An 18,449-nucleotide genomic window follows, 5' to 3' on the forward strand; every position below is an offset into this window, starting at 1 on the left:
ACGAGCGATGAGCGCTGAACCGTTTCTCAGCCCGTCATGGTATCGCGTCGGGTCGCTACGGCCGAAGCTGCGCGAGAACGCGCAAATCCGGCGCCACAGATATCGTGACGAAGTTTGGTATGTACTGACCGATCGATTGTCGCCGCGCGTTCATCGGCTCTCGCCATCGGCCCATCTGTTCGTGGCGCTGATGGACGGCCTGCGCACCGTCGATGACATTTGGTCCGAGGTGCTGCGGCGCGTCGGTGACAGCGCGCCAACGCAGAATGAAATCGTCAATTTACTGGCGCAGCTCCATGCGTCCGATCTCCTGCACGGCGATACATCGCCGGATTCGCTCGAGCTGTTCGATCGCCAGGCGCGCGATAGTCGGTCGCGCCTCAAGCGGTTGCTGCTCAATCCGATGGCGATCACGATTCCGCTTTGGGACCCGGACGCCTTCTTGGAGCGGAGTGTTGTACTCGTCCGCCCATTGTTCGGCTGGTTCGGGGCTTTGCTCTGGCTGGTGATCGTCATCCCGGCGACCGTAATGGCGGGGCAGCATTGGGCCGAGCTCACCGAGAACGTCACCGACCGGTTGCTCGCTACCGAGAATCTGCTTCTGCTGTCGCTGGTGTTGCCGATTGTGAAGATCCTGCACGAGCTTGGACATGGCTATGCGACCAAGATTTACGGCGGCGAGGTCCACGTGCTTGGCGTCATGTTCCTGATGGGAATGCCGACGCCGTATGTCGACGCCTCGGCCTCGTCCGGCTTCCGCATGAAGTATCGGCGTGCGCTGGTTGGCGCCGCCGGCATGATCGTCGAGCTTTTTCTCGCAGCACTGGCGTTCTACGCTTGGCTTCTTATCGAGCCGGGTCTTGTCCGGGCGGTATGCTTCAACGTCATGGCAATCGCGGGAATTTCGACAATCATCTTCAACGGCAATCCGCTGATGCGTTATGATGGCTACTATATCCTCGCCGATCTGATCGAGATACCGAATCTGGGGCAACGCTCCACAAAGTTCTGGGGCGCTCTCGTCGACAAATACGCCTTCAAGAGCGACAGCGTACGGCTGCCGGTGCGCGCTTCGGGCGAACTCAAATGGCTGCTCTTCTATGCGCCGATCGCGTTTACCTATCGCATGATCGTCCAATTCGGGGTCGCGCTGTTTCTCGCCGGTCATTACTTTGTCGTTGGGATTCTACTCGCGCTATGGAGCGTGACGTCGAGTGTCGTTATTCCGCTCTATAGAGCGTTCAAACATGTGTTCACCGATCCAAGTCTGCAAAAGCAGCGTCCGCGGGCAGTAGGGCTCGTCGTGGGGCTCATGGGGATTGCCGCAATCTTGCTCGGCTTTGTCCCGGTTCCCATGCACACTTTGAGCGAAGGCGTGATCTGGTTGCCGGACAGTGCCTTCGTGCGTGCCGGCACAGATGGGTTTGTTCGGCGCTTGTTGGTGGCACCTGGTTCGTTCGTGCGGACCGGCGACGCGCTGTTTGAAACCGAGGACCCGCAGCTTCGGGAAAGCGTTGAGGAGTTGCGTTGGCGCGTCGAGGAGTTGCAGGGAAAACTCGACGCTCAGCGATTCACGGATCGCATTAATGCTGAAATCACCGGTATCGAGCTTGCTGCCGCACGATCGATGTTCGCCCGCGAGCGCGAACAGGCAAGCCGTTTGGTGGCGAGAAGCGGCGCCGAGGGAATTTCTCTCGTCGCCAAGTCGGAAGATTTGCCTGGTCGCTTCTTCCATAAAGGCGATGTGCTTGGGTATGTTGCACCGGCAGCGTTCAATTTGGTGCGGGTAACGGTTCCGCAGGATGACATCGAACTCGTTCGCGACCATTTGCGCGGCGTCATGGTGAAAATGGCCGAACGCATCGACGAGACCTATCCCGCGAGTATCGTCCGTGAGGTCCCCGCCGCGCGCAACGAGCTACCGAGCAAGGCGCTCGGTACTGCCGGGGGCGGCATTTTCGCAGTCGATCCTTCCGACCGTCAGGGGCAAAAAACGCTGCAACGTCTGTTTCAGTTCGATCTCGAATTGCCACCGGGAACGCCGACCTTGGCGTTCGGCTCCCGCGTCTATGTGCGGTTCGAGCATGATTGGGAGCCACTCGGCTTTCAGCTGTTCCGTCGGCTTCGTCAGCTATTGCTGGCCCGACTGAATGTTTGAGGCGATGCGACCATCGCGCCGGTTATGGTCGGGCGAAGAATCCATCACGCCTTATCCTGAACGCAACCAGCCCGAACCGTCCAAGATCGATCGATTCATCGCCGAAACTTCGGCGGCGCTCATATTTCGTTTTCGCCGGAAGGGTGGCAGCGGGCTAGCTCGTATGGCTGACGCGGTCGACGCGCTCGCTGCGCAATTTGCCGGGCTCGACGATGCGGCACTGCGCGCAACCGCGGCGACATTGCGAGCTGAGCTGACGCGACATGGGTTTCGGCCCGATATCGTAGCCCGGACCTTTGCGCTGGTGCGCGAGACCTCGGCGCGCTTGCTCGGCCTGAGACACCACCGCAGCCAAATCATGGGCGGTTGGGCGATGCTTAACGGCGGACTCGCCGAAATGGAAACCGGCGAAGGCAAGACGATTACGGCTTTGCTGCCGGCTGTGACCGCAGCGCTGGCCAGTCACAGCGTCCACATCATTACCGTCAACGAATACCTCGCCGAGCGGGATAGCGAGCAAACCCGCCCGATCTATGAGGCGCTCGGGCTGACGGTCGGCGTGGTTCGGCGCGAACAACCGAACGCCGACCGCAAAGCGGCCTATGATTGCGATGTCACCTTCTGCACCAACAGCGATCTTGTCTTTGACTATTTGCGCGACCGCATGGCGCTCGGGCGCTATCGCGCGCGGCCTCGACTGCTTGTCAATGAGTTGCTTCTCGGGCAGAGAAGGGCCGCGGGCTCGTCGCTGTTGTTGCGCGGGCTCCATTTCGTGATCATCGACGAGGCCGACAGCGTGCTCATCGACGAGGCCCGTACCCCGCTGATCCTCTCGGCGGGTGACGACGAGCCCGATGCTCCGCTTTACTATCGGGCGCTCGCCCTTGCCCGACTATTGCAGCGCAACGTCGACTTCAAGATCGACGAGACGCGACACTCCGTGCATTTGACATTGCAGGGACGCAAGCAACTCAGCCATCTCGTTGCGCGCGAAGGCGGGTCGGCTGAAAACTTTCTCTGGCAATCGCGGCGCGCCTGCGACGAACTCCTGGAACAGGCCCTCACCGCGCTCCATCTCTTCCGGCTCGACAAGCATTACATCGTTGCCGAGGGCAAAGTGCAGATCGTCGACGAATACACCGGCCGGGTGATGCCCGATCGTTCGTGGGAGCGCGGCCTTCATCAAATGATCGAAGCCAAGGAAGGCTGCGAGATATCCGGGCAACGCATGACGCAGGCCCGGATCACCTACCAGCGGTTTTTCCGGCGTTATCTCAAACTTTCCGGAATGTCGGGAACGATCGGTGAGGCCGCCGGCGAGCTATGGGCAGTTTATGGTCTTAAGGTAATCCGCATTCCGACCCATCGTCCATTGCGCCGTCGCAATCTCGGCACCCGCCTGTTCGCGAATAACGCGGATAAATGGCGGACAGTCGTCGAACGGGCTCGGCACATGCGCAGTATCGGGCGTCCTGTACTGGTTGGAACGCGGTCGGTCGCTGCGTCCGAGCAGGTTAGCCGCGCGCTCGCCGAGGCCGGCCGGATCGAGCATGAGGTGCTCAATGCACGCCAGGACAAGCAAGAGGCCGATATTGTGGCCGCGGCGGGGCAACCCGGCCGCATTACAGTTGCAACCAACATGGCCGGTCGAGGCACGGACATAAAGCTCACTGCCGATGTAGTCGAGGCCGGTGGGCTTCACGTGATCATCACGGAATTCCACGAATCCGCGCGCATCGATCGTCAGCTGTTCGGCCGTTGCGCGCGCCAGGGCAATCCCGGAACTTTCGAAGCCATCGTCTCGCTGGAGGATGAGTTGTTCCATCGTTTTGTTGGATCACAGCTATGGGCCATCGCCCGGACGCTGGTCCAGGCTACGCGCAGCGAATTTGTGTCGCGACTGGTCGGCGGGTTATTGCGCCTCATCGCTCAGCGCAATGCCGAACGCACTCACGCAAAAACCCGCCGCGAGACGGTCGAGCAGGACAAGCGACTGGATCAGAGCCTTGCGTTTGCCGGCAAATCGGAATGAGGGTCGCCAAGGCGTCGATGGCGAAATGCTTCGCCAGCGACATAGCCATGAAGGTGACGACGGACGCCGTGCAGGTCTTCGGCGGCGCGGGCTACATCAAGGATTTCCTGTCGAGCGTTGAATGCGCGACGCCACGATCAACCAGATTTTCGAGGGTACCAATCAGATCCACCGGTTGATCGTGGCGCGACAATTGCTGGCCCGGTAGGCTTAGCTACTTTGCTAAGCCCCAACGAAAACCAGCAGCGTGCCGTTGGCGGCGGCGGGCGCGACGCAAACGGCGCCGGCGCTGCGGACGGCCGAACCAGCGACCGCCCTCTCCACGGCGGCAAGATCGGATGTCTCGAGCACGAGGCCCGCGCCGCCGCGCTCCGGCAATCCCTTAAGCGAGATTTCAGGATATCGCCGGCCCAACTGGTCCCTGGTGAGAAAGACAAAATCGGCGCGATCCGAACCGGACGGTACCGCGACCGCGCCGTCCGACTCAGCCCTGGCCTCCCGAGCGATCATGCGGGCCAGATGCGCGGCATCCTCGGCGGGTTCCGGTGAGACGACCAGTGTCTGCCGGAGACGCCTCGCGCCATTGGCGTGCTTCATCAATTCCGGAATCCACACGGTCTCGCGGGTCTTGTGCTCACAGGCGAAGATACGCAAGCCCGCTGGTGCCTCGGCGATCGGCCATTGAAACACCCTGAATTTGGCCGCCGACAGGCTGCCATCGGGCATCGTCACCGGCCGCTCGAAATCGATCGGGCCAACCGCGTCATAGCCGTGCGCGCGAATTTCCTCGGCGCCGGCGGCCGAATCGACCGCCGTGAAGGCGATGCGTTCGACGCCTTCGCCGCGCTTTTCGAGAAATGCCCGCGTCGGCGCATTGTGGTCGGTTGCAACGAGAACGCCGAGCAATTCGATGTAATCGGCGTCGAGCATGATGGTGTAATTGCCCGATCCCATCTTGGCGCTGTGCGTGCCGCGCGGCGACACCGTAAAACCCAGCCGCTTCCAGTTTTCGGCGGCTTGGTCGAGATCGCGGACCACGACAACGGCGTGATCGATTCCGATGACATTCTTGAGTGCCACTCTTTTGTTTCCCCGGCATGAATTGGCGTACTAAGCTAACCAGATCGATCCGGCGTCCGCAAGCCGAGCCATCCTGGGTAATTCCCCGACATCGCGAACGCCGATCGACCAGGGAAGAATGATGATGAATAGCGCAAATGTCCGTTGGCCGGACTCGTTGTGGGCGGCAATGACGCCCAGAGGTCCCGATCTGCCCGAACTCACCGGGACGGCGGAGGCCGATGTCATCGTCATCGGTGGCGGCTTCACCGGCTTGTCGACGGCGCTGCATTTGCGCGAGAAAGGCGTAGACGTCGCCATCGTCGAGGCCATGGAACCCGGCTGGGGCGCCTCCGGGCGCAACAACGGGCAGGTGATCCCGACATTGTCGCGGCCCGACCCGGATGACATCGTGGCGAAGCACGGCCCAGCCGGCGAACGTTTTGTCAATCTGTTGCGTGACAGCGCGTCGACCTTGTTCGATGTCGCGCGGCGCTATCAAATTCAGGCCGAGCAGGAACAGTCAGGCTGGGTTCAGCCGGTGCATTCGCCGGGCCGCATCAAGATCGCGGAACGGCGGGTGCGGCAATGGTCCAAATACGGCGCGCAGGTCGAGCTGCTTTCACGTGACCAGACCCGCCAAATGTTGGGATCGGATGCGTGGTTTGGTGGCTTCTGGAACAAGACCGGTGGGCACATCAATCCGTTGGCCCTGTCGCGGGGGCTTGCGCAGGTCGTGCTGGAGCGCGGCGGCCGAATTTACGCGCGCTCGCCCGCGACGAGTTTTGAACGGCTGAACGATCGCTGGATCGTCAAGACAGCGAAAGGCGAGATCAGCGGCCGGGCCTTGATTGTGGCGAGCAATGCCTATACCGGCGAATTCTCGAAGTCGCTGATGCCTGCGATCGCGCATGAAGTCATGCCGGTGCTGTCGTGGCAGATGGCGACGCAGCCGCTGACCGACAATGTCCGCAAGACCATCATCCCGGGCCGCCAGGCGATGTCCGATACCCATGGCGAGCTCTATTTCGCGCGTTACGATGCGCGAAACCGTCTCGTCACCGGCGGCGCCGTGATCGGGCCGGGCAACAAGGCCGAAAGAATCAAGACCAGGGTCGCGGAGCGATTGCAAAGGCTGTGGCCGCAGATCGGGCCGGTCAGCTTCGACTATATCTGGAACGGCTATGTCGGAATGACCACCGATTTCCTGCCCCGCATTCATCGTCTCGGGCCCAACGCCTATGGCTGGACCGGCTGCAACGGCCGCGCGGTGGCGCTGTCGATCGCGCTCGGCGACGAACTCTCCAAGGCCGTACGCGGACTTCCGGAGAAGGATCTCGCGCTGCCGTTCACGGATCCGGCGCCGATCGTCGGCCATGGATTGCTGCGCCGGCTCGCGCCGCTGATGTTGATGGTCTATCGCCGCCGCGACGCGCGGGAGATAGCCTGAAACTTGCGCGCGGAAGATGTGATGCTCACGCGAGCAACCGGGCCTCGCGTCGCCTGGCAAAATCGCCGCCGGGGATCGAATCCAAAAGTGCCCGCGTGTAGGGGTGGTGCGGACGGCCAAAGACGTCACCAGCAAAACCCTGCTCCACCACTTCACCGTCTTTCATGACCGCCACGAGGTCGCAAATCTGCGCGGCAACCCTGAGATCGTGGGTGATGAAGATGATGGAAAGCCCAAGTCGCTCTCGCAATCCGGCGAGCAGTTTTAATACCTGCGCCTGCACGGAGACGTCGAGGGCGGAAACAGCCTCGTCCGCAACGAGAACACTTGGACGCAGCGCGAGCGCGCGGGCAAGACCGATGCGCTGGCGCTGACCGCCGGAAAATTCGTGCGGAAAGCGGTCGATGGCGGATGGATCGAGCCCAACAAGGGCAAACAGCTCCTTCGCCTCAGCGATGGCTTTTGCCCGCTTCGTGCCGTGGACGATCGGGCCCTGGGCGACCAGGTCTCCGGCCTTGCGGCGCGGGTTGAGCGAGGCGAACGGATCCTGAAACACCATCTGGATATGACGGGTTTCGCGCCGGACATCCTCCCGCGTCATTTTTGCCCAGTCCTTGCCCTCGAGCACAATCGATCCGGCGTCGGGATCGATCAGCCGGACGATGCAGCGGGCGAGCGTCGACTTTCCGGATCCCGATTCGCCGACAATGCCGAGCGTCGCGCCGCGCGGCAGTTTTAGCGAAACGTCTCTCACCGCCTGTGTCACCCGCGCGCCGCGTCCGAGAAACCCGCCGGTCCGGTAGGTCTTCGAGACGTTGTCGATGGTCAGGATGGTCTCGTCCGAGAGCGCGCGGGGCGGCGGCGAGGTGAGCGGCGGGACCGCTGCAATCAGTTGCTTGGTATAGGGATGCTGCGGGTCGCCAAGCACCGAGGTGGCGTCGCCCTGTTCCACAATCGCGCCTTGCTGCATGACGGCGACGCGGTCCGCGATCTCGGCGACGACGCCGAAATCATGCGTGATGAACAAAACCGCCGTTTTCTTGCGCTTCTGCAGATCGCGGATCAGCGCCAGAATCTGGGCCTGCGTGGTGACGTCGAGCGCGGTCGTCGGTTCGTCCGCGATCAGGACTTTTGGGTCGAGCGCGAGCGCCATGGCGATCATGGCGCGCTGGCGCTGGCCGCCCGACAATTCGTGCGGATAGGCGCGCGCGGCGGCTTTTGCATCGGGGATGCGCACGTCTTCGAGCAGCGCCAGCATTTTGGCGCGGATCTCAGCACTGGACAGCTCGGTATGGATCGAAAACATCTCGCCGATCTGATCGCCGATGGTACGCAAGGGATTGAGCGCGGTCACCGGCTCCTGGAAGATCATCGCGATGCCGGCGCCGCGCACCCCGCGCATTTCGGCCGCGCTCGCGGTCGCGAGATCGCGGTCTTCGAACATCACCCGGCCGCCATCGATGCTCACTTCATTCGGCAGCAGGCGCATGATGGCGTTGGCCATGATCGATTTGCCGGAGCCGGATTCGCCGACAACGCAGAGAATTTCGTTCGCGGCAACCGCTAGTGAAACGCCGGATAGCGCATGCGGCCGGTCGGCGCCGGCAGGCAATCGCACGCTGAGCCCCTCGAGGGTCAAGATGGCGCGCGACACGTCGCTCATCGCCCCTTGAGCCTTGGATTAAGCGCGTCGTTCAATCCCTGGCCAACCAGGGACACGGCGAGAACCGTCACCAGGATGGCGATCCCCGGAATCGCCGAGACATACCACTGGACCCGCAGCACATCGCGGCCGAGGCCGATCAGATTGCCCCAGGACGCCACGTTCGGATCGGAGAGGTGAAGAAAGGCGAGCGCGCTCTCGAGCAGGATCGCGACCGCCATCACCACGCTGGCGTAGACAATGACCGGCGGCAGCGCGTTGGGTAAGATCTCGCCGAGGATCAGTTGAATATCCCGCATTCCGAGCGTCCGTCCGGCCTGGACGAATTCCCGATTGCGGAGTGATAGAAATTCGGCACGCGTCAATCGGGCAGGTGCCGGCCACGATACAACGCCGACAGCGATGGTGACGGTGGTCAGCGTCGAACCGAATACCGCAACCAGCACCAGAAGTAAGACAAAATTGGGCAGGGTCTGAAACGCTTCGGTGATGCGCATCAGGACGTTGTCGACAAAGCCGCCATAGTAGCCGGCGAAAGCGCCGATCAGAATGCCGATGGCGATTGCGATGGCGGTCGCGACGCCGCCGATCAGCAGCGAAATACGCGCGCCATAAAATATCTGCGCGGCGATATCGCGGCCGGAATTGTCGGTGCCCAGCAGAAAACGCGGATTTGAAAACGGCCAGATCAATGGCCGTCCGGCAAGCGCAAGCGGCTCGCGCGGATAGAGCCAGCCGGCGCTGGTTGCCATCGCCACCACGATCAGCAGCAGCACGAGCCCCATGACGGCGGCGGGACTGCGGAAATATCGTTTGACCGCGTCCATGCCTCAGCCCTCGGCGACGATGCGCGGATCAAGCCGCGCATAGATGAGGTCGACGACGAAATTGACTGTTATCACCAGCAGGGCGGAGACGAAAACGATTCCGAGTAGCGTGTTGAGGTCGCGCTGGACCACGGATTCATAGGCGAGGCGGCCGAGGCCGGGGAGCGAAAACACGCTCTCGACCACGACTGAGCCGCCCAGCATGGTTCCGGCCTGCAGTCCGATCAACGTTACCATCGGCAGAAGGGCATTGCGCAGCACGTGGCGGGTCACCACACGGGTCTCATCGAGTCCCTTGGCGCGCGCGGTTCGGACGTAATCCAGATTGAGCACCTCCAGCATCGATGCGCGCATGATGCGCAGATAGATGGCGAGAAAAATCAGGCCTAGCGTCAGGGTGGGCAGAACGAGATGGCGCGCGATATCGAGGGTGCGCCAGATCCCGGTCTGGACCGTCCCGATGTCCTCAAAACCGCCCGCCGGCAGCCACTGCAGGTAGATGGAAAACACCACGATCGCCATCAGCCCGAACCAGAACGACGGTGTCGCGTAAAAGATCAGGCCCACTGTCGAAATCAGCGTATCAGGCCATTTGTTGACGCCGCGCGATGCGATCACGCCGAACACGAGGCCAAAGAAGAACGCAAACGACAGCGATGCCGTCATCAGCAGAATGGTCGGGGGCAGGCGCTCCAGAATGACGGATGCCACCGGCTTGCCATAGATCGAGGAGAAGCCGAGATCGAGGCGGACGAGGCGCCAGAGATAGTTGCCGAGCTGCACCGGGACAGAAAGATCGAGCCCGTAGAATTGGCGCAGCGCCCGCGCAGTGGCCGCATCCCCGCCGCCCATCTGCGCCATCATGGCGTCGACGGTATCGCCCGGCGCGAATTGCAGCAGCAGGAATACGCCGATCAGAATCAGGATCAATGTCGGGATCGAGGCGGCAAGACGCCTTCCCGCAAGTCTCAAGATGCGCATCGGGACATCTTGTCGGATATTAGGTCAGGCGGAAAGCCAAAGATCGTGCCAGCTGGTCGACCCCCAGCGCGGCGTGTTGGAATGATTGCGCGCCTTGGCGCTGATCACGGTAACGAAAATCTGCTCGATCGGCATCCAGACCGGAAGCTCGGTATTTACCTCCTTGACAAACTCAGTGTAGAGCGCCTTGCGCTTGGCAAGGTCGATTTCGGTCGCCGCATCATCGATCGTCTTGTCGACCACCGCGTCCTCCCATCCCCATTGGTTGGTCCAGGGCGCGCCCTTGGGCTGGCCGGAGCGATACCACACCGTGGTCGAGACCGCGGGATCGTTGCGATATTGATGCCAGCCGGTGGCGAGATCGAAGGCGTGTTCGTCATAAACCTGCTTGAGGAAACCGCCGCCATCGTTACGCACAATCTCGATGGGGATGCCGACTTCGGACAAAGATTGCTGGATGAAGGTCGACCATAGCGAAATATCCTCGCCCCATGGCGCCGGCAGCAGCCGCAGCGAAAAGCGGGTGCCTCCCGCGCCGGGCTTGAAACCGGCTTCATTGAGAAGCGCTGCCGCCCTGGCCTTGTCATAGGGATATTGCGGCGTATTCGGCCCCGGATAAAAATCCGTCGAGGTTGACGGAATAGGCCCGGTGCCGAGTTTCGCAAAATCGCCGAGAAAATTGTCGATGAAGAACGGCACGTTGATGGCGTGGGCAATCGCGCGGCGAACCCGGACGTCGGAGAGCTCCTTACGGCGGAAATTGAATTCGATGGTGTTGGTCCGGGCGTTGCCTTCATTGCCCTTGGTGGTGACGATGAAGCGCTTGTCTTTGCCAAGCCGCGCCATGTCGGAAATGGTCAGGCCCGAGAACGGACTGTAGTGCAGTTCGCCGGCCTCCATCTGCGCCGCCGCCGCTGCGCGATCGGTGATCACGCGCCAGACGATCCGGTCGAGATAGGGCGCGTTCGGCCGCCAATAATCGGGGTTGCGGTCGGCGATGATATATTGACCGCGCTCGTATTTGACGAATTTGAAGGGACCGGTGCCGATGGGGGCGAGATTGGTCGGGTTCTGCCTGATATCGCCGGATTCATAGAGATGTTTTGCCGAGACATAGCCGAGGTCCGGCAACGCCCGCAGCAACAGATTGAGCGGCATCGGCCGCTCGTAGCGAAAGATCGCCGTCTGCGGATCAGGGGTATCGACGGCGTCAAGAAATAGCTGCAGCGTCGAGCCGTAATTCAAAATCTTCTTCCACATCTGCATGGCGGTGAATTCGACGTCCGCGGAGGTGAAGGGCTTGCCGTCGTGCCAGGTGACGCCTTTGCGAAGCTTGAAGGTGACGGTCTTGCCGTCGGGCGAGGCCTCCCAGCTTTCCGCGAGCACGCCGACGGGTTGACCGTTGCTGTCGAGATCGACCAGATTTTCCTGGATCTTGCCACCGATAATGTAGACGCCGGTGGACGCCTGAATGCTCGGATTAAGCTGCCGCTGCTCGGCGCCGTAATGGACGTTGAACACCCCGCCCTTGCGCGGCGTCTCCTGTGCGAAGGCACGCATGGGATCGAGCACGTTGGCAGCAATGGCCGCTGACGTCATCAGCGCGGTGCGGCGATTAATCTCCAAACGTGTAACGTCCATCGAATTCTCCTCAGCGCAACATTGACTATCCGCACCCCGTTTAGGGGCCCCCGGGGACATTGCCGAACGGTACGACACAATCGCGGACGGAGTCATTCCAAAATATTCCGATTGATGGCGGCGCGTTTCCCGGCACGTTCTGGGACCAGAACGAAATATGCCGCCGGGAGGAAGTGCTATGAAAGCCTTTGAGCCGACCATCACGGATTCCAGGGCGGCACGATCGAAGGTCTGACGCATTTCAGCCAGTTCGCGCCGCTCTGCGTGTGTCCGACCTCATCCTAAGGAGCGCGCTCTTGCGCGCGTCTCGAAGGATGGCCGCGAATTCCGTGGCCTCATGGTTCGAGACGCACGGCGTCGCCGCGCTCCTCACCATGAGGGTGTAGCAAGATCTCACCCGAAGGAGGCTGCTAGGCCGCCTTCTTCGTTTCCAGATCGGATTTCCATTCGCCCTTGCTCGCTAGCGAATTCATTCGCGCGCGATGGGTGAAGGCCTGCTGGCCGGCCGCGATATTTTTGCTCCGGCCCGACCACGCTTTCTGCGGCGCGGACTGCAATGCGCGGCCGTAGGAGAAGGTCAGCTTCCACGGCAATCCACCGATCCGGTTCATGGCGTCGAGATGGGCGGTGGCTTCTTCGTCGGACTGTCCCCCGGAGAGGAAGGCGATTCCCGGCACCGCCGACGGGACGCAGTTCTTCAACAGCCGCACGGTTTTCTCGGCAACTTCCTCGACGCCGGCCTGCTTGGCGGATTTCTTGCCTGATACGGCCATGTTCGGCTTCAGGATCATGCCTTCGAGCGCGACCTTTTGATAATAAAGCTCCTGAAACGTCTCCTTGAGCACAAACTCGGTCACTTCATAGCAACGGTCGATATCGTGATCGCCGTCCATCAACACCTCGGGTTCGACGATCGGGACGATCTGCGCGGCCTGGCACAGCGCGGCGTAGCGCGCGAGTGCATGGGCGTTGGTCCGAACCGCGGTATAGCTCGGAATGCCCGGGCCGATATCGATCACGGCGCGCCATTTCGCAAACCGCGCGCCTCGCTCGTAATATTTCTTCAGCCGCTCGGCGAGCTTGTCGAGGCCGACGGTAATCAGTTCGCCGGGGCAATTGGGGAGCGCCTGCGTGCCTTCGTCGACCTTGATCCCGGGGATGGCGCCGGCCTGTTCGATCAGCTTGACCAGCGGCGTGCCGTCCTTGGCCTCCTGCCAGATCGTCTCGTCATACAGGATGACGCCGGAGATGTATTTCGACATCGCGTCCTTGGAGCGGAACAGCATCTCGCGATAGTCGCGGCGCGAATCCGGGTTGGAATCGACGCCGATGGCGTCAAACCGCTTCTTGATGGTGCCGGAGGATTCGTCGGCGGCGAGGATGCCCTTGCCGGGCGCGACCATGGCTTGAGCAACCTTGTTGAGATCGGCGAGGTTCATCGGGGTCTCCTGGCAGGTTGGGTCAACGGCGGTTGGGCAGGCCCATCCCGGCCGTTGGATGGATGCGTCCCTTACCTTCCAACACCGTTAAGCGCTTATCAATATTGCGAACGACCTCAACAAGCTCAGAAAGCGCAAATGTGGCTTTTGGCGGCAGTTCCCCAGCTTCCCTGAGGCTCTCAATCGCTTGTTCCGCGCGTTTCAACTGATTGGCCGGCATCGAAATTTCCTCCGTTTGACCGGTCAAAGCGTGGGCCTGCGCAAAGTTCCGTGTACCAGCATTGGAACCTGGGCAGTCCGCTAGACGTTTTTGGGAACGCAGCGTTGAAGCGGAAGCGGATCGCGAAATCGGAGGGCCGATCGACGGAATGGCCGAGCGGCTGCCGCAGACTCGCGCGGTCATCGAAGAGGCCATTCGCCTCTATCCGCCGATCGCGGCGATCAGCCGGGTTGCGGTCGACCGTGACAATTTGAATGAAGAGACAGTCAAGCCGGGATCGTTGATCGTGTGCTATTCGCGCGCGCTGATATCGGTGCGGGTTCCGTTCGCCACTCGGACCGGCGCGATCTCTCCGTCAAGCCAATCCTGCTCATGAGCCAGGGAGCGCCAGGCGGCTTCCATTCTCTTATAGCGGCGATACGACGGATGATTGGCTGCGCCTTCAGCGAGATGCGCGCAATGCTCGGCATTTTCGCGGAAGATTTCAGATTGTTTCATATACCCTCCATTTACCAGCACATAGGCGGCATCTGCGCGCTTTCAATGGAATATTTTTACGGTTCCCTCAGATGAAGGATTGTTTAGTCGCCATGACCGTCGATCGGCCTGTAAGGTCCGGCAGGCGAGCCAGGATGCTTCCCGCAAAGGCGAGGGCGGTGCATGGAACTGACCGACCAATTCAAGCGCGTGGCATCCGCTGACGTCCGCTGCGGGCGATGCTCCAGGCCGATGGCCATTCAGCGCTTCACCTACGCTGACCTTGCAACCGAATTTACCTCGATTGATTACAAGTGCCTTTCTTGCGGGCACGAGGAAATGCGGCAGTATTCGGACGAAAGCTTTTGAGCGATAATTCCTAAACCCGATCTCAAGTTAGATCCCGGGAATACCCGGATTGAACTTCAGCGCGCTCTCGACCCATTTCGCCACCCGAAGGATCTTGTAGTCTTCCCGGTAAGCGCCGACCACCTGCAAGCCCAATGGCAGGCCATTTTTGCCGAAGCCAGCCGGAAGCGAGATGGCGGGAACGCCGAGCAGGGTCCAGGGCGCGCAATATTCGGCATCGCCCGTGTAGCTGAGGCCCTTCGGCGCCTCGCCGAAGGCGGGAAGCGTCAGCACTGCGTCGAAGCCCCAAATGCTCTTGGCAAATTCGAAACGCAGTCTTTCCTGCGTGGCCTTGGCCCCGAGGTACTCGGTGGCGCTATGGGCTTTTCCGGTTTGAACCAGCGATTTCAGGGGATCGCTGGTGCGATCCGGATAGCGTTCCACGAGTCCATCAAAGATGAAGGCGCCCTCGCTGGTGAGGATGGTATTGACCGCGCTCCAGTTGGCCTGATCGAGGCTTTCAAGTTCGAGCTCTTCCAGCACGCCGCCGGCATCGCGCAGTTTTGCGATGGCCGCGTCGAACACCTGCTGCTGCTCGGGCTCCGCCCGTGACCATTTTGCAAAACGCACGATGGCCAGCCGCGGCTTCTCGATCGGCGCGACTCCGCCTTCGATCGAAACCTCAAACGCCGGCACCGGCCGGCCATGCCGGTCGCTGTCGCTGCTGCCGCCGAGCAATGACAGCGCCAAGGCCACGTCGTCGACACGCCGGGCGAAGAAGCCGACATGATCGAGCGAGGGGCTGAGCGGGTGAACACCGGTGCGGGGGATCGCACCAAAGCTCGGCTTGAAACCGACGACGCCGTTGAAGGCGGCGGGTCTGACGACCGATCCCAGCGTTTGCGTGCCCAATGCCAACGGCACGAGGCCAGCGGCAACCGCCGCCGCCGATCCTGACGAGGAGCCGCCCGGCGTGTGATCGTGATTCCAGGGATTGACCGTTGGCCCCGGATGCCGCCAGGCAAATTCGGTCGATACCGTCTTGCCGAAGATCGTGGCGCCGAGGTTGCGCAGCCGCTCCACGATCCAGGCGTCGGCCGTGGGTACGACGCCTTTATACACCGGCGAGCCGTTGGTGGTCGGCATGTCGGCGGTCGCGATGATATCCTTGATGGCAACGGGAATGCCCGACAGCGGACCCGGCCGCCGCGATGTGTCGCGCGGCAGATATTCGAAGGCTTTCAGTACAGGCTCGGCGGCTTTTGTCTTGTCGAGACAAGCCGCCGCATAGCGATCAGCGGCGACATCGTCGTTCTTGAACAGGCGTAGTAATTCCAAAACCCCCGCGCCGCGCGCAGCGGCTGAGGACCGATTTGCTTCGCTCATGTGGCAAAATCCCGGCCGTGTGGCTTGACGTGAAATCCTGGATCGCTGCGCGGCGGCAACGCCGCGCGCGGCCAGTCTATTTCATCGCGAGCGCCGGCTCGATGAATTTCTTCACCACAAAAGCCTTGTAGTCCGGCTGTGCGGCGAGATTGCCGAGCGCGATCTGGGTGTCCATGGACACTTTAAGGGCATCGGCGGTGATGTCGACGCTCGGCGGATAGACGCCGTCGGCCAGCATACGCTTGACGGCTGCTTCCACCACCACGGGATCAAGCGTCGGAAATTCCTTCTTGGCGATCTCGATGGTCTTGGCTTCGTTCTTGGGCATGAAGCGCATCGCCATTTCCATGGCGTTGACCACCCGTTGCGCGGTGTCGGGGTCGACATCGTTGCGCGCCGTCACCGCCGAGAAGGCATAGGGTCCGTAGGATTTCGGAAATCCAAGCACGACCTTCATGCCCTTGGCGACGGCCTGGTCGAGCCCGGGCTCATACATCACGGCGATGTCGGCCTGTTTGGCGATGAACGGTCCAGGTTCCGAGCCGATCGCAACCTGGATCATGTCGACATCGGTCTTGGCGTCCATGCCGTTTTCCTTCAGCAGTTTTATGAATAGCGACGTGCTCGTCGTCGGCATCAACCCGGTCACCACCTTCTGGCCCTTGACGTCCTTGATGCCCGTAAACTTGAAGTCGGGCGAGGTTGCGATCCACACCGCCGCGCCGTTCACGACATTGGCGATGATGTCGACCGGCGCGCCCTTGGAAGCGGCGATCGCGGTCCACTCGGGCCCGTGGATCGAAAACTGCGCGCTGCCCGAAATCACCGCTGACAGTGCAACGCTCGGCGCGCCGGCGGTTTCCTTGGTCAGGTCGACACCCTGCTGGGTGAAAAAGCCCTCGTCGATGGCGACATAGAGTGGAAGATACAGCATCGACTGGAACGCCTGTGACAGCGTGACCTTCTTGTTTTCGGCCAGCGCCGGTGTAGCCAGAAGGATTGCCGCGAGGGCTGTGGCCTGAACGATACGCTTAAACAACGACATGAGACGTCTCCGAGTGTCCGATATTGAGTGTCCGATATTAAAATTCAAACCTGAACCTGATGCGCCGTGTTCGACTGTTTCCACGGCAGGCTGACCCGCTCGACCATGTCGATCACGTGATAGAGGAAGAAGCCCACGATCATCAGCGTGAACAGACCGACCCAGACCGAGTTGAGGTCGTAGAGGCTTGACGCGTTGTAGATCATGTGGCCGAGGCCGCGCTGCGAGGAGATGAATTCGCCGACCACCGCGCCGACCAGGCCGAAGCCGACATTGATGCGGAAGGTCGCGATGATCGCCGGTAACGTCGAAGGCACCACCGCCTTGTAAAATACCTGGTGCTTGTTCGCCCCCATCGAGATCAGGAGCGATTGCAAATCGGGATCGGCGTCCTTTGCCGCCTGGTAGGCGGCGATCAGCGCCACGATGGCGGTGAGTGATACCGAAAGTGCTACTTTTGAAACCAGGCCAGTCCCGAACCAGAGGATGATGATTGGCGCCAGCGCGATCTTTGGGACGCTGTTGATGGCAACGATAAAAGGTTCGACCAGGCGCGCGACGAACACCGAATACCACAGCGCCAGTCCCAACAGCGATCCGAAGATGGTGCCGATGACAAAGCCAAGGATCGCCTCGAACAGAGTGTACCAGGTGTCCGACAGCAATTCGCCGCTCAGGATCATCTTGTACGCGAGGCTAAAGATTCCGCTCGGCGATCCCACCAGGAACGCCGAGATCCACCCCGCGCGGACCCCGATTTCCCACAGCGCGAAGAAAGCGACCACCGCGGCCGCCTGCAGCAGCGCGCGGCCGAGCGTGGTGTCGAAGGTCGCGCGGCGCATTCTGCGCTTTTGAAGAGCGCGCTTCTGGAGGGCGGCAGCCTCGGGCATGGTAATGGTCAAGCGGTCTTCTCGGTCTGGATGTCGAGTTCGGCGCACAGCGCATGGAAATAGCCCGAAAACTGGCTGTCGCTGCGCGCGGCGATCGGGGATGTTGCGGCGATGTCGATGTCGTGGACGATTTTTACCCGCGCAGGACGCCCGCTGAGAACGACCACGCGTTTCGACAAGGCAACCGCCTCGTCGATATCATGCGTCACCAGGATGACGGTCTTGTTATAGGTCTGCACGGCGTCCTTCAGCACGCCCTCCAGATAAAGCCGGGTCTGGTAGTCGAGCGCGGAGAACGGCTCATCAAGCAGCAGGATGTCCGGATCCATGATCAAAGTGCGGATCAGCGCCACGCGTTGCCGCATGCCGCCCGACAATGTCTTGGGGTAGGCGTTCTCGAAGCCGGACAGCCCAAAATCCCTGAGATAGTCGCGGGCCTTGCTCTCGGCTTCGGCCTGATCGACGCCGCGGGTTTCGAGGCCAAGCAGGACGTTGCCGAGCACCGTCCGCCACGGAAACAGCAGGTCCTTTTGCATCATGTAGCCGACGCGGCCGCGCAGGCTTTCGATTTCTTCGCCGCGATAGTGCATCGAGCCGGAATCGGGATCGAGCAGGCCGGCGATGATATTGAAGATCGTCGTCTTGCCGCAGCCGCTCGGCCCAATGATACTGACGAAGTCGCGCTCGTTGATGGCAAAAGACAGGTCGTCGAGAACGGGGACCTCGCCGGCCTTGCCGTGGAAGGTCTTGCGGAGGTTTCGGACGCTCAATTGGACGGATGTTGCTTGCATTCTGGTATAATAGGCAACTTGTATGCCAGAAGCTGGAATGGA

The 18,449-nt window shown here is 61.3% G+C and carries 16 protein-coding genes and 1 pseudogene; 6 read left to right on the top strand and 11 right to left on the bottom strand.

Features of this window, described 5'->3' with window-relative positions:
- Positions 1–7: 7 nt before the first annotated feature.
- From B5526_RS28310 to B5526_RS39160, 3 genes and pseudogenes are all read left to right on the top strand, one after another.
- A complete protein-coding gene (locus B5526_RS28310; RefSeq protein ID WP_079543075.1) occupies positions 8–2,158 on the top strand; it encodes a PqqD family peptide modification chaperone in 2,151 nt (716 codons plus the stop codon).
- 163 nt (positions 2,159–2,321) lie between these two features.
- Positions 2,322–4,190, top strand: a complete 1,869-nt coding sequence (locus B5526_RS39155) for a preprotein translocase subunit SecA (protein WP_244562075.1) — start codon at positions 2,322–2,324, stop codon at positions 4,188–4,190.
- Positions 4,184–4,398, top strand: a pseudogene (locus B5526_RS39160) (acyl-CoA dehydrogenase family protein); the annotation flags it as partial. The gene B5526_RS39155 and the pseudogene B5526_RS39160, both read left to right, overlap by 7 nt.
- Before the next feature lie 14 nt (positions 4,399–4,412).
- Here B5526_RS39160 and B5526_RS28325 read toward each other — a convergent pair.
- A complete protein-coding gene (locus B5526_RS28325) occupies positions 4,413–5,270 on the bottom strand; it encodes a VOC family protein (RefSeq protein WP_079543077.1) in 858 nt (285 codons plus the stop codon).
- Positions 5,271–5,394: 124 nt separating this feature from the next.
- Here B5526_RS28325 and B5526_RS28330 point away from each other — a divergent pair, with 124 nt between their 5' ends.
- On the top strand, positions 5,395–6,699 hold the full coding sequence (locus tag B5526_RS28330) for an NAD(P)/FAD-dependent oxidoreductase (RefSeq protein ID WP_154071503.1): 1,305 nt from the start codon (positions 5,395–5,397) through the stop codon (positions 6,697–6,699).
- A gap of 25 nt (positions 6,700–6,724) precedes the next feature.
- Here the strand turns inward: B5526_RS28330 and B5526_RS28335 are convergent, their stop codons facing one another.
- The 6 genes from B5526_RS28335 to B5526_RS28360 all read right to left on the bottom strand — a co-directional run bounded on the left by B5526_RS28335 (position 6,725) and on the right by B5526_RS28360 (position 13,470).
- Positions 6,725–8,362 (bottom strand): ABC transporter ATP-binding protein, encoded by a 1,638-nt coding sequence (locus tag B5526_RS28335; protein WP_079543079.1) that lies wholly within the window; start codon positions 8,360–8,362, stop codon positions 6,725–6,727.
- Positions 8,359–9,189, bottom strand: a complete 831-nt coding sequence (locus B5526_RS28340) for an ABC transporter permease (RefSeq protein ID WP_079543080.1) — start codon at positions 9,187–9,189, stop codon at positions 8,359–8,361. Before B5526_RS28340 ends, B5526_RS28335 begins: the two co-directional genes overlap by 4 nt.
- Positions 9,190–9,192: 3 nt before the next feature.
- Entirely contained in the window at positions 9,193–10,170 is a 978-nt protein-coding gene (locus B5526_RS28345; protein WP_079543081.1) for an ABC transporter permease, read from the bottom strand.
- A 24-nt stretch (positions 10,171–10,194) separates the two neighbouring features.
- The gene (locus tag B5526_RS28350; RefSeq protein ID WP_079543082.1) at positions 10,195–11,811 is read right to left on the bottom strand and encodes an ABC transporter substrate-binding protein; all 1,617 of its coding nucleotides are present in this window, start codon (positions 11,809–11,811) and stop codon (positions 10,195–10,197) included.
- 410 nt (positions 11,812–12,221) lie between these two features.
- Positions 12,222–13,250 (bottom strand): class I fructose-bisphosphate aldolase, encoded by a 1,029-nt coding sequence (locus B5526_RS28355; protein ID WP_079543083.1) that lies wholly within the window; start codon positions 13,248–13,250, stop codon positions 12,222–12,224.
- A gap of 22 nt (positions 13,251–13,272) precedes the next feature.
- Entirely contained in the window at positions 13,273–13,470 is a 198-nt protein-coding gene (locus B5526_RS28360) for a hypothetical protein (protein WP_079543084.1), read from the bottom strand.
- Between the two features lie 148 nt (positions 13,471–13,618).
- Between B5526_RS28360 and B5526_RS38010 the strand changes: the two genes are divergently transcribed.
- Positions 13,619–13,846: a hypothetical protein gene (locus B5526_RS38010; RefSeq protein WP_154071504.1), complete on the top strand. Its 228-nt coding sequence runs from the start codon at positions 13,619–13,621 to the stop codon at positions 13,844–13,846.
- A 284-nt stretch (positions 13,847–14,130) separates the two neighbouring features.
- Complete coding sequence (locus B5526_RS28370) at positions 14,131–14,316, top strand: hypothetical protein (RefSeq protein WP_079543086.1); 186 nt, start codon at positions 14,131–14,133, stop codon at positions 14,314–14,316.
- 27 nt (positions 14,317–14,343) lie between these two features.
- Here B5526_RS28370 and B5526_RS28375 read toward each other — a convergent pair whose 3' ends face one another.
- The 4 genes from B5526_RS28375 to B5526_RS28390 all read right to left on the bottom strand — a co-directional run bounded on the left by B5526_RS28375 (position 14,344) and on the right by B5526_RS28390 (position 18,407).
- Positions 14,344–15,681: an amidase gene (locus tag B5526_RS28375; protein WP_079543087.1), complete on the bottom strand. Its 1,338-nt coding sequence runs from the start codon at positions 15,679–15,681 to the stop codon at positions 14,344–14,346.
- Positions 15,682–15,757: 76 nt separating this feature from the next.
- Complete coding sequence (locus B5526_RS28380) at positions 15,758–16,726, bottom strand: ABC transporter substrate-binding protein (RefSeq protein WP_079543088.1); 969 nt, start codon at positions 16,724–16,726, stop codon at positions 15,758–15,760.
- A gap of 44 nt (positions 16,727–16,770) precedes the next feature.
- Complete coding sequence (locus B5526_RS28385) at positions 16,771–17,568, bottom strand: ABC transporter permease (protein WP_244562076.1); 798 nt, start codon at positions 17,566–17,568, stop codon at positions 16,771–16,773.
- 56 nt (positions 17,569–17,624) lie between these two features.
- Positions 17,625–18,407: an ABC transporter ATP-binding protein gene (locus B5526_RS28390; RefSeq protein WP_079543089.1), complete on the bottom strand. Its 783-nt coding sequence runs from the start codon at positions 18,405–18,407 to the stop codon at positions 17,625–17,627.
- Between the last annotated feature and the right edge of the window lie 42 nt (positions 18,408–18,449).

This window comes from Bradyrhizobium lablabi (genome assembly GCF_900141755.1).
Taxonomy (GTDB): domain Bacteria; phylum Pseudomonadota; class Alphaproteobacteria; order Rhizobiales; family Xanthobacteraceae; genus Bradyrhizobium; species Bradyrhizobium lablabi_A.

What these genes read in the sequence shown, in the direction of transcription:
- B5526_RS28310 (WP_079543075.1), top strand. Translation starts at nt 8, where the DNA reads ATGAGCGCTGAACCGTTTCTCAGCCCGTCATGGTATCGCGTCGGGTCG.
- B5526_RS39155 (WP_244562075.1), top strand. Translation starts at nt 2,322, where the DNA reads ATGGCTGACGCGGTCGACGCGCTCGCTGCGCAATTTGCCGGGCTCGAC.
- B5526_RS28330 (WP_154071503.1), top strand. Translation starts at nt 5,395, where the DNA reads ATGAATAGCGCAAATGTCCGTTGGCCGGACTCGTTGTGGGCGGCAATG.
- B5526_RS28335 (WP_079543079.1), bottom strand. Translation starts at nt 8,362, where the DNA reads ATGAGCGACGTGTCGCGCGCCATCTTGACCCTCGAGGGGCTCAGCGTG.
- B5526_RS28340 (WP_079543080.1), bottom strand. Translation starts at nt 9,189, where the DNA reads ATGGACGCGGTCAAACGATATTTCCGCAGTCCCGCCGCCGTCATGGGG.
- B5526_RS28345 (WP_079543081.1), bottom strand. Translation starts at nt 10,170, where the DNA reads ATGCGCATCTTGAGACTTGCGGGAAGGCGTCTTGCCGCCTCGATCCCG.
- B5526_RS28350 (WP_079543082.1), bottom strand. Translation starts at nt 11,811, where the DNA reads ATGGACGTTACACGTTTGGAGATTAATCGCCGCACCGCGCTGATGACG.
- B5526_RS28355 (WP_079543083.1), bottom strand. Translation starts at nt 13,250, where the DNA reads ATGAACCTCGCCGATCTCAACAAGGTTGCTCAAGCCATGGTCGCGCCC.
- B5526_RS28360 (WP_079543084.1), bottom strand. Translation starts at nt 13,470, where the DNA reads ATGCCGGCCAATCAGTTGAAACGCGCGGAACAAGCGATTGAGAGCCTC.
- B5526_RS38010 (WP_154071504.1), top strand. Translation starts at nt 13,619, where the DNA reads ATGGCCGAGCGGCTGCCGCAGACTCGCGCGGTCATCGAAGAGGCCATT.
- B5526_RS28370 (WP_079543086.1), top strand. Translation starts at nt 14,131, where the DNA reads ATGGAACTGACCGACCAATTCAAGCGCGTGGCATCCGCTGACGTCCGC.
- B5526_RS28375 (WP_079543087.1), bottom strand. Translation starts at nt 15,681, where the DNA reads ATGAGCGAAGCAAATCGGTCCTCAGCCGCTGCGCGCGGCGCGGGGGTT.
- B5526_RS28380 (WP_079543088.1), bottom strand. Translation starts at nt 16,726, where the DNA reads ATGTCGTTGTTTAAGCGTATCGTTCAGGCCACAGCCCTCGCGGCAATC.
- B5526_RS28385 (WP_244562076.1), bottom strand. Translation starts at nt 17,568, where the DNA reads ATGCGCCGCGCGACCTTCGACACCACGCTCGGCCGCGCGCTGCTGCAG.
- B5526_RS28390 (WP_079543089.1), bottom strand. Translation starts at nt 18,407, where the DNA reads ATGCAAGCAACATCCGTCCAATTGAGCGTCCGAAACCTCCGCAAGACC.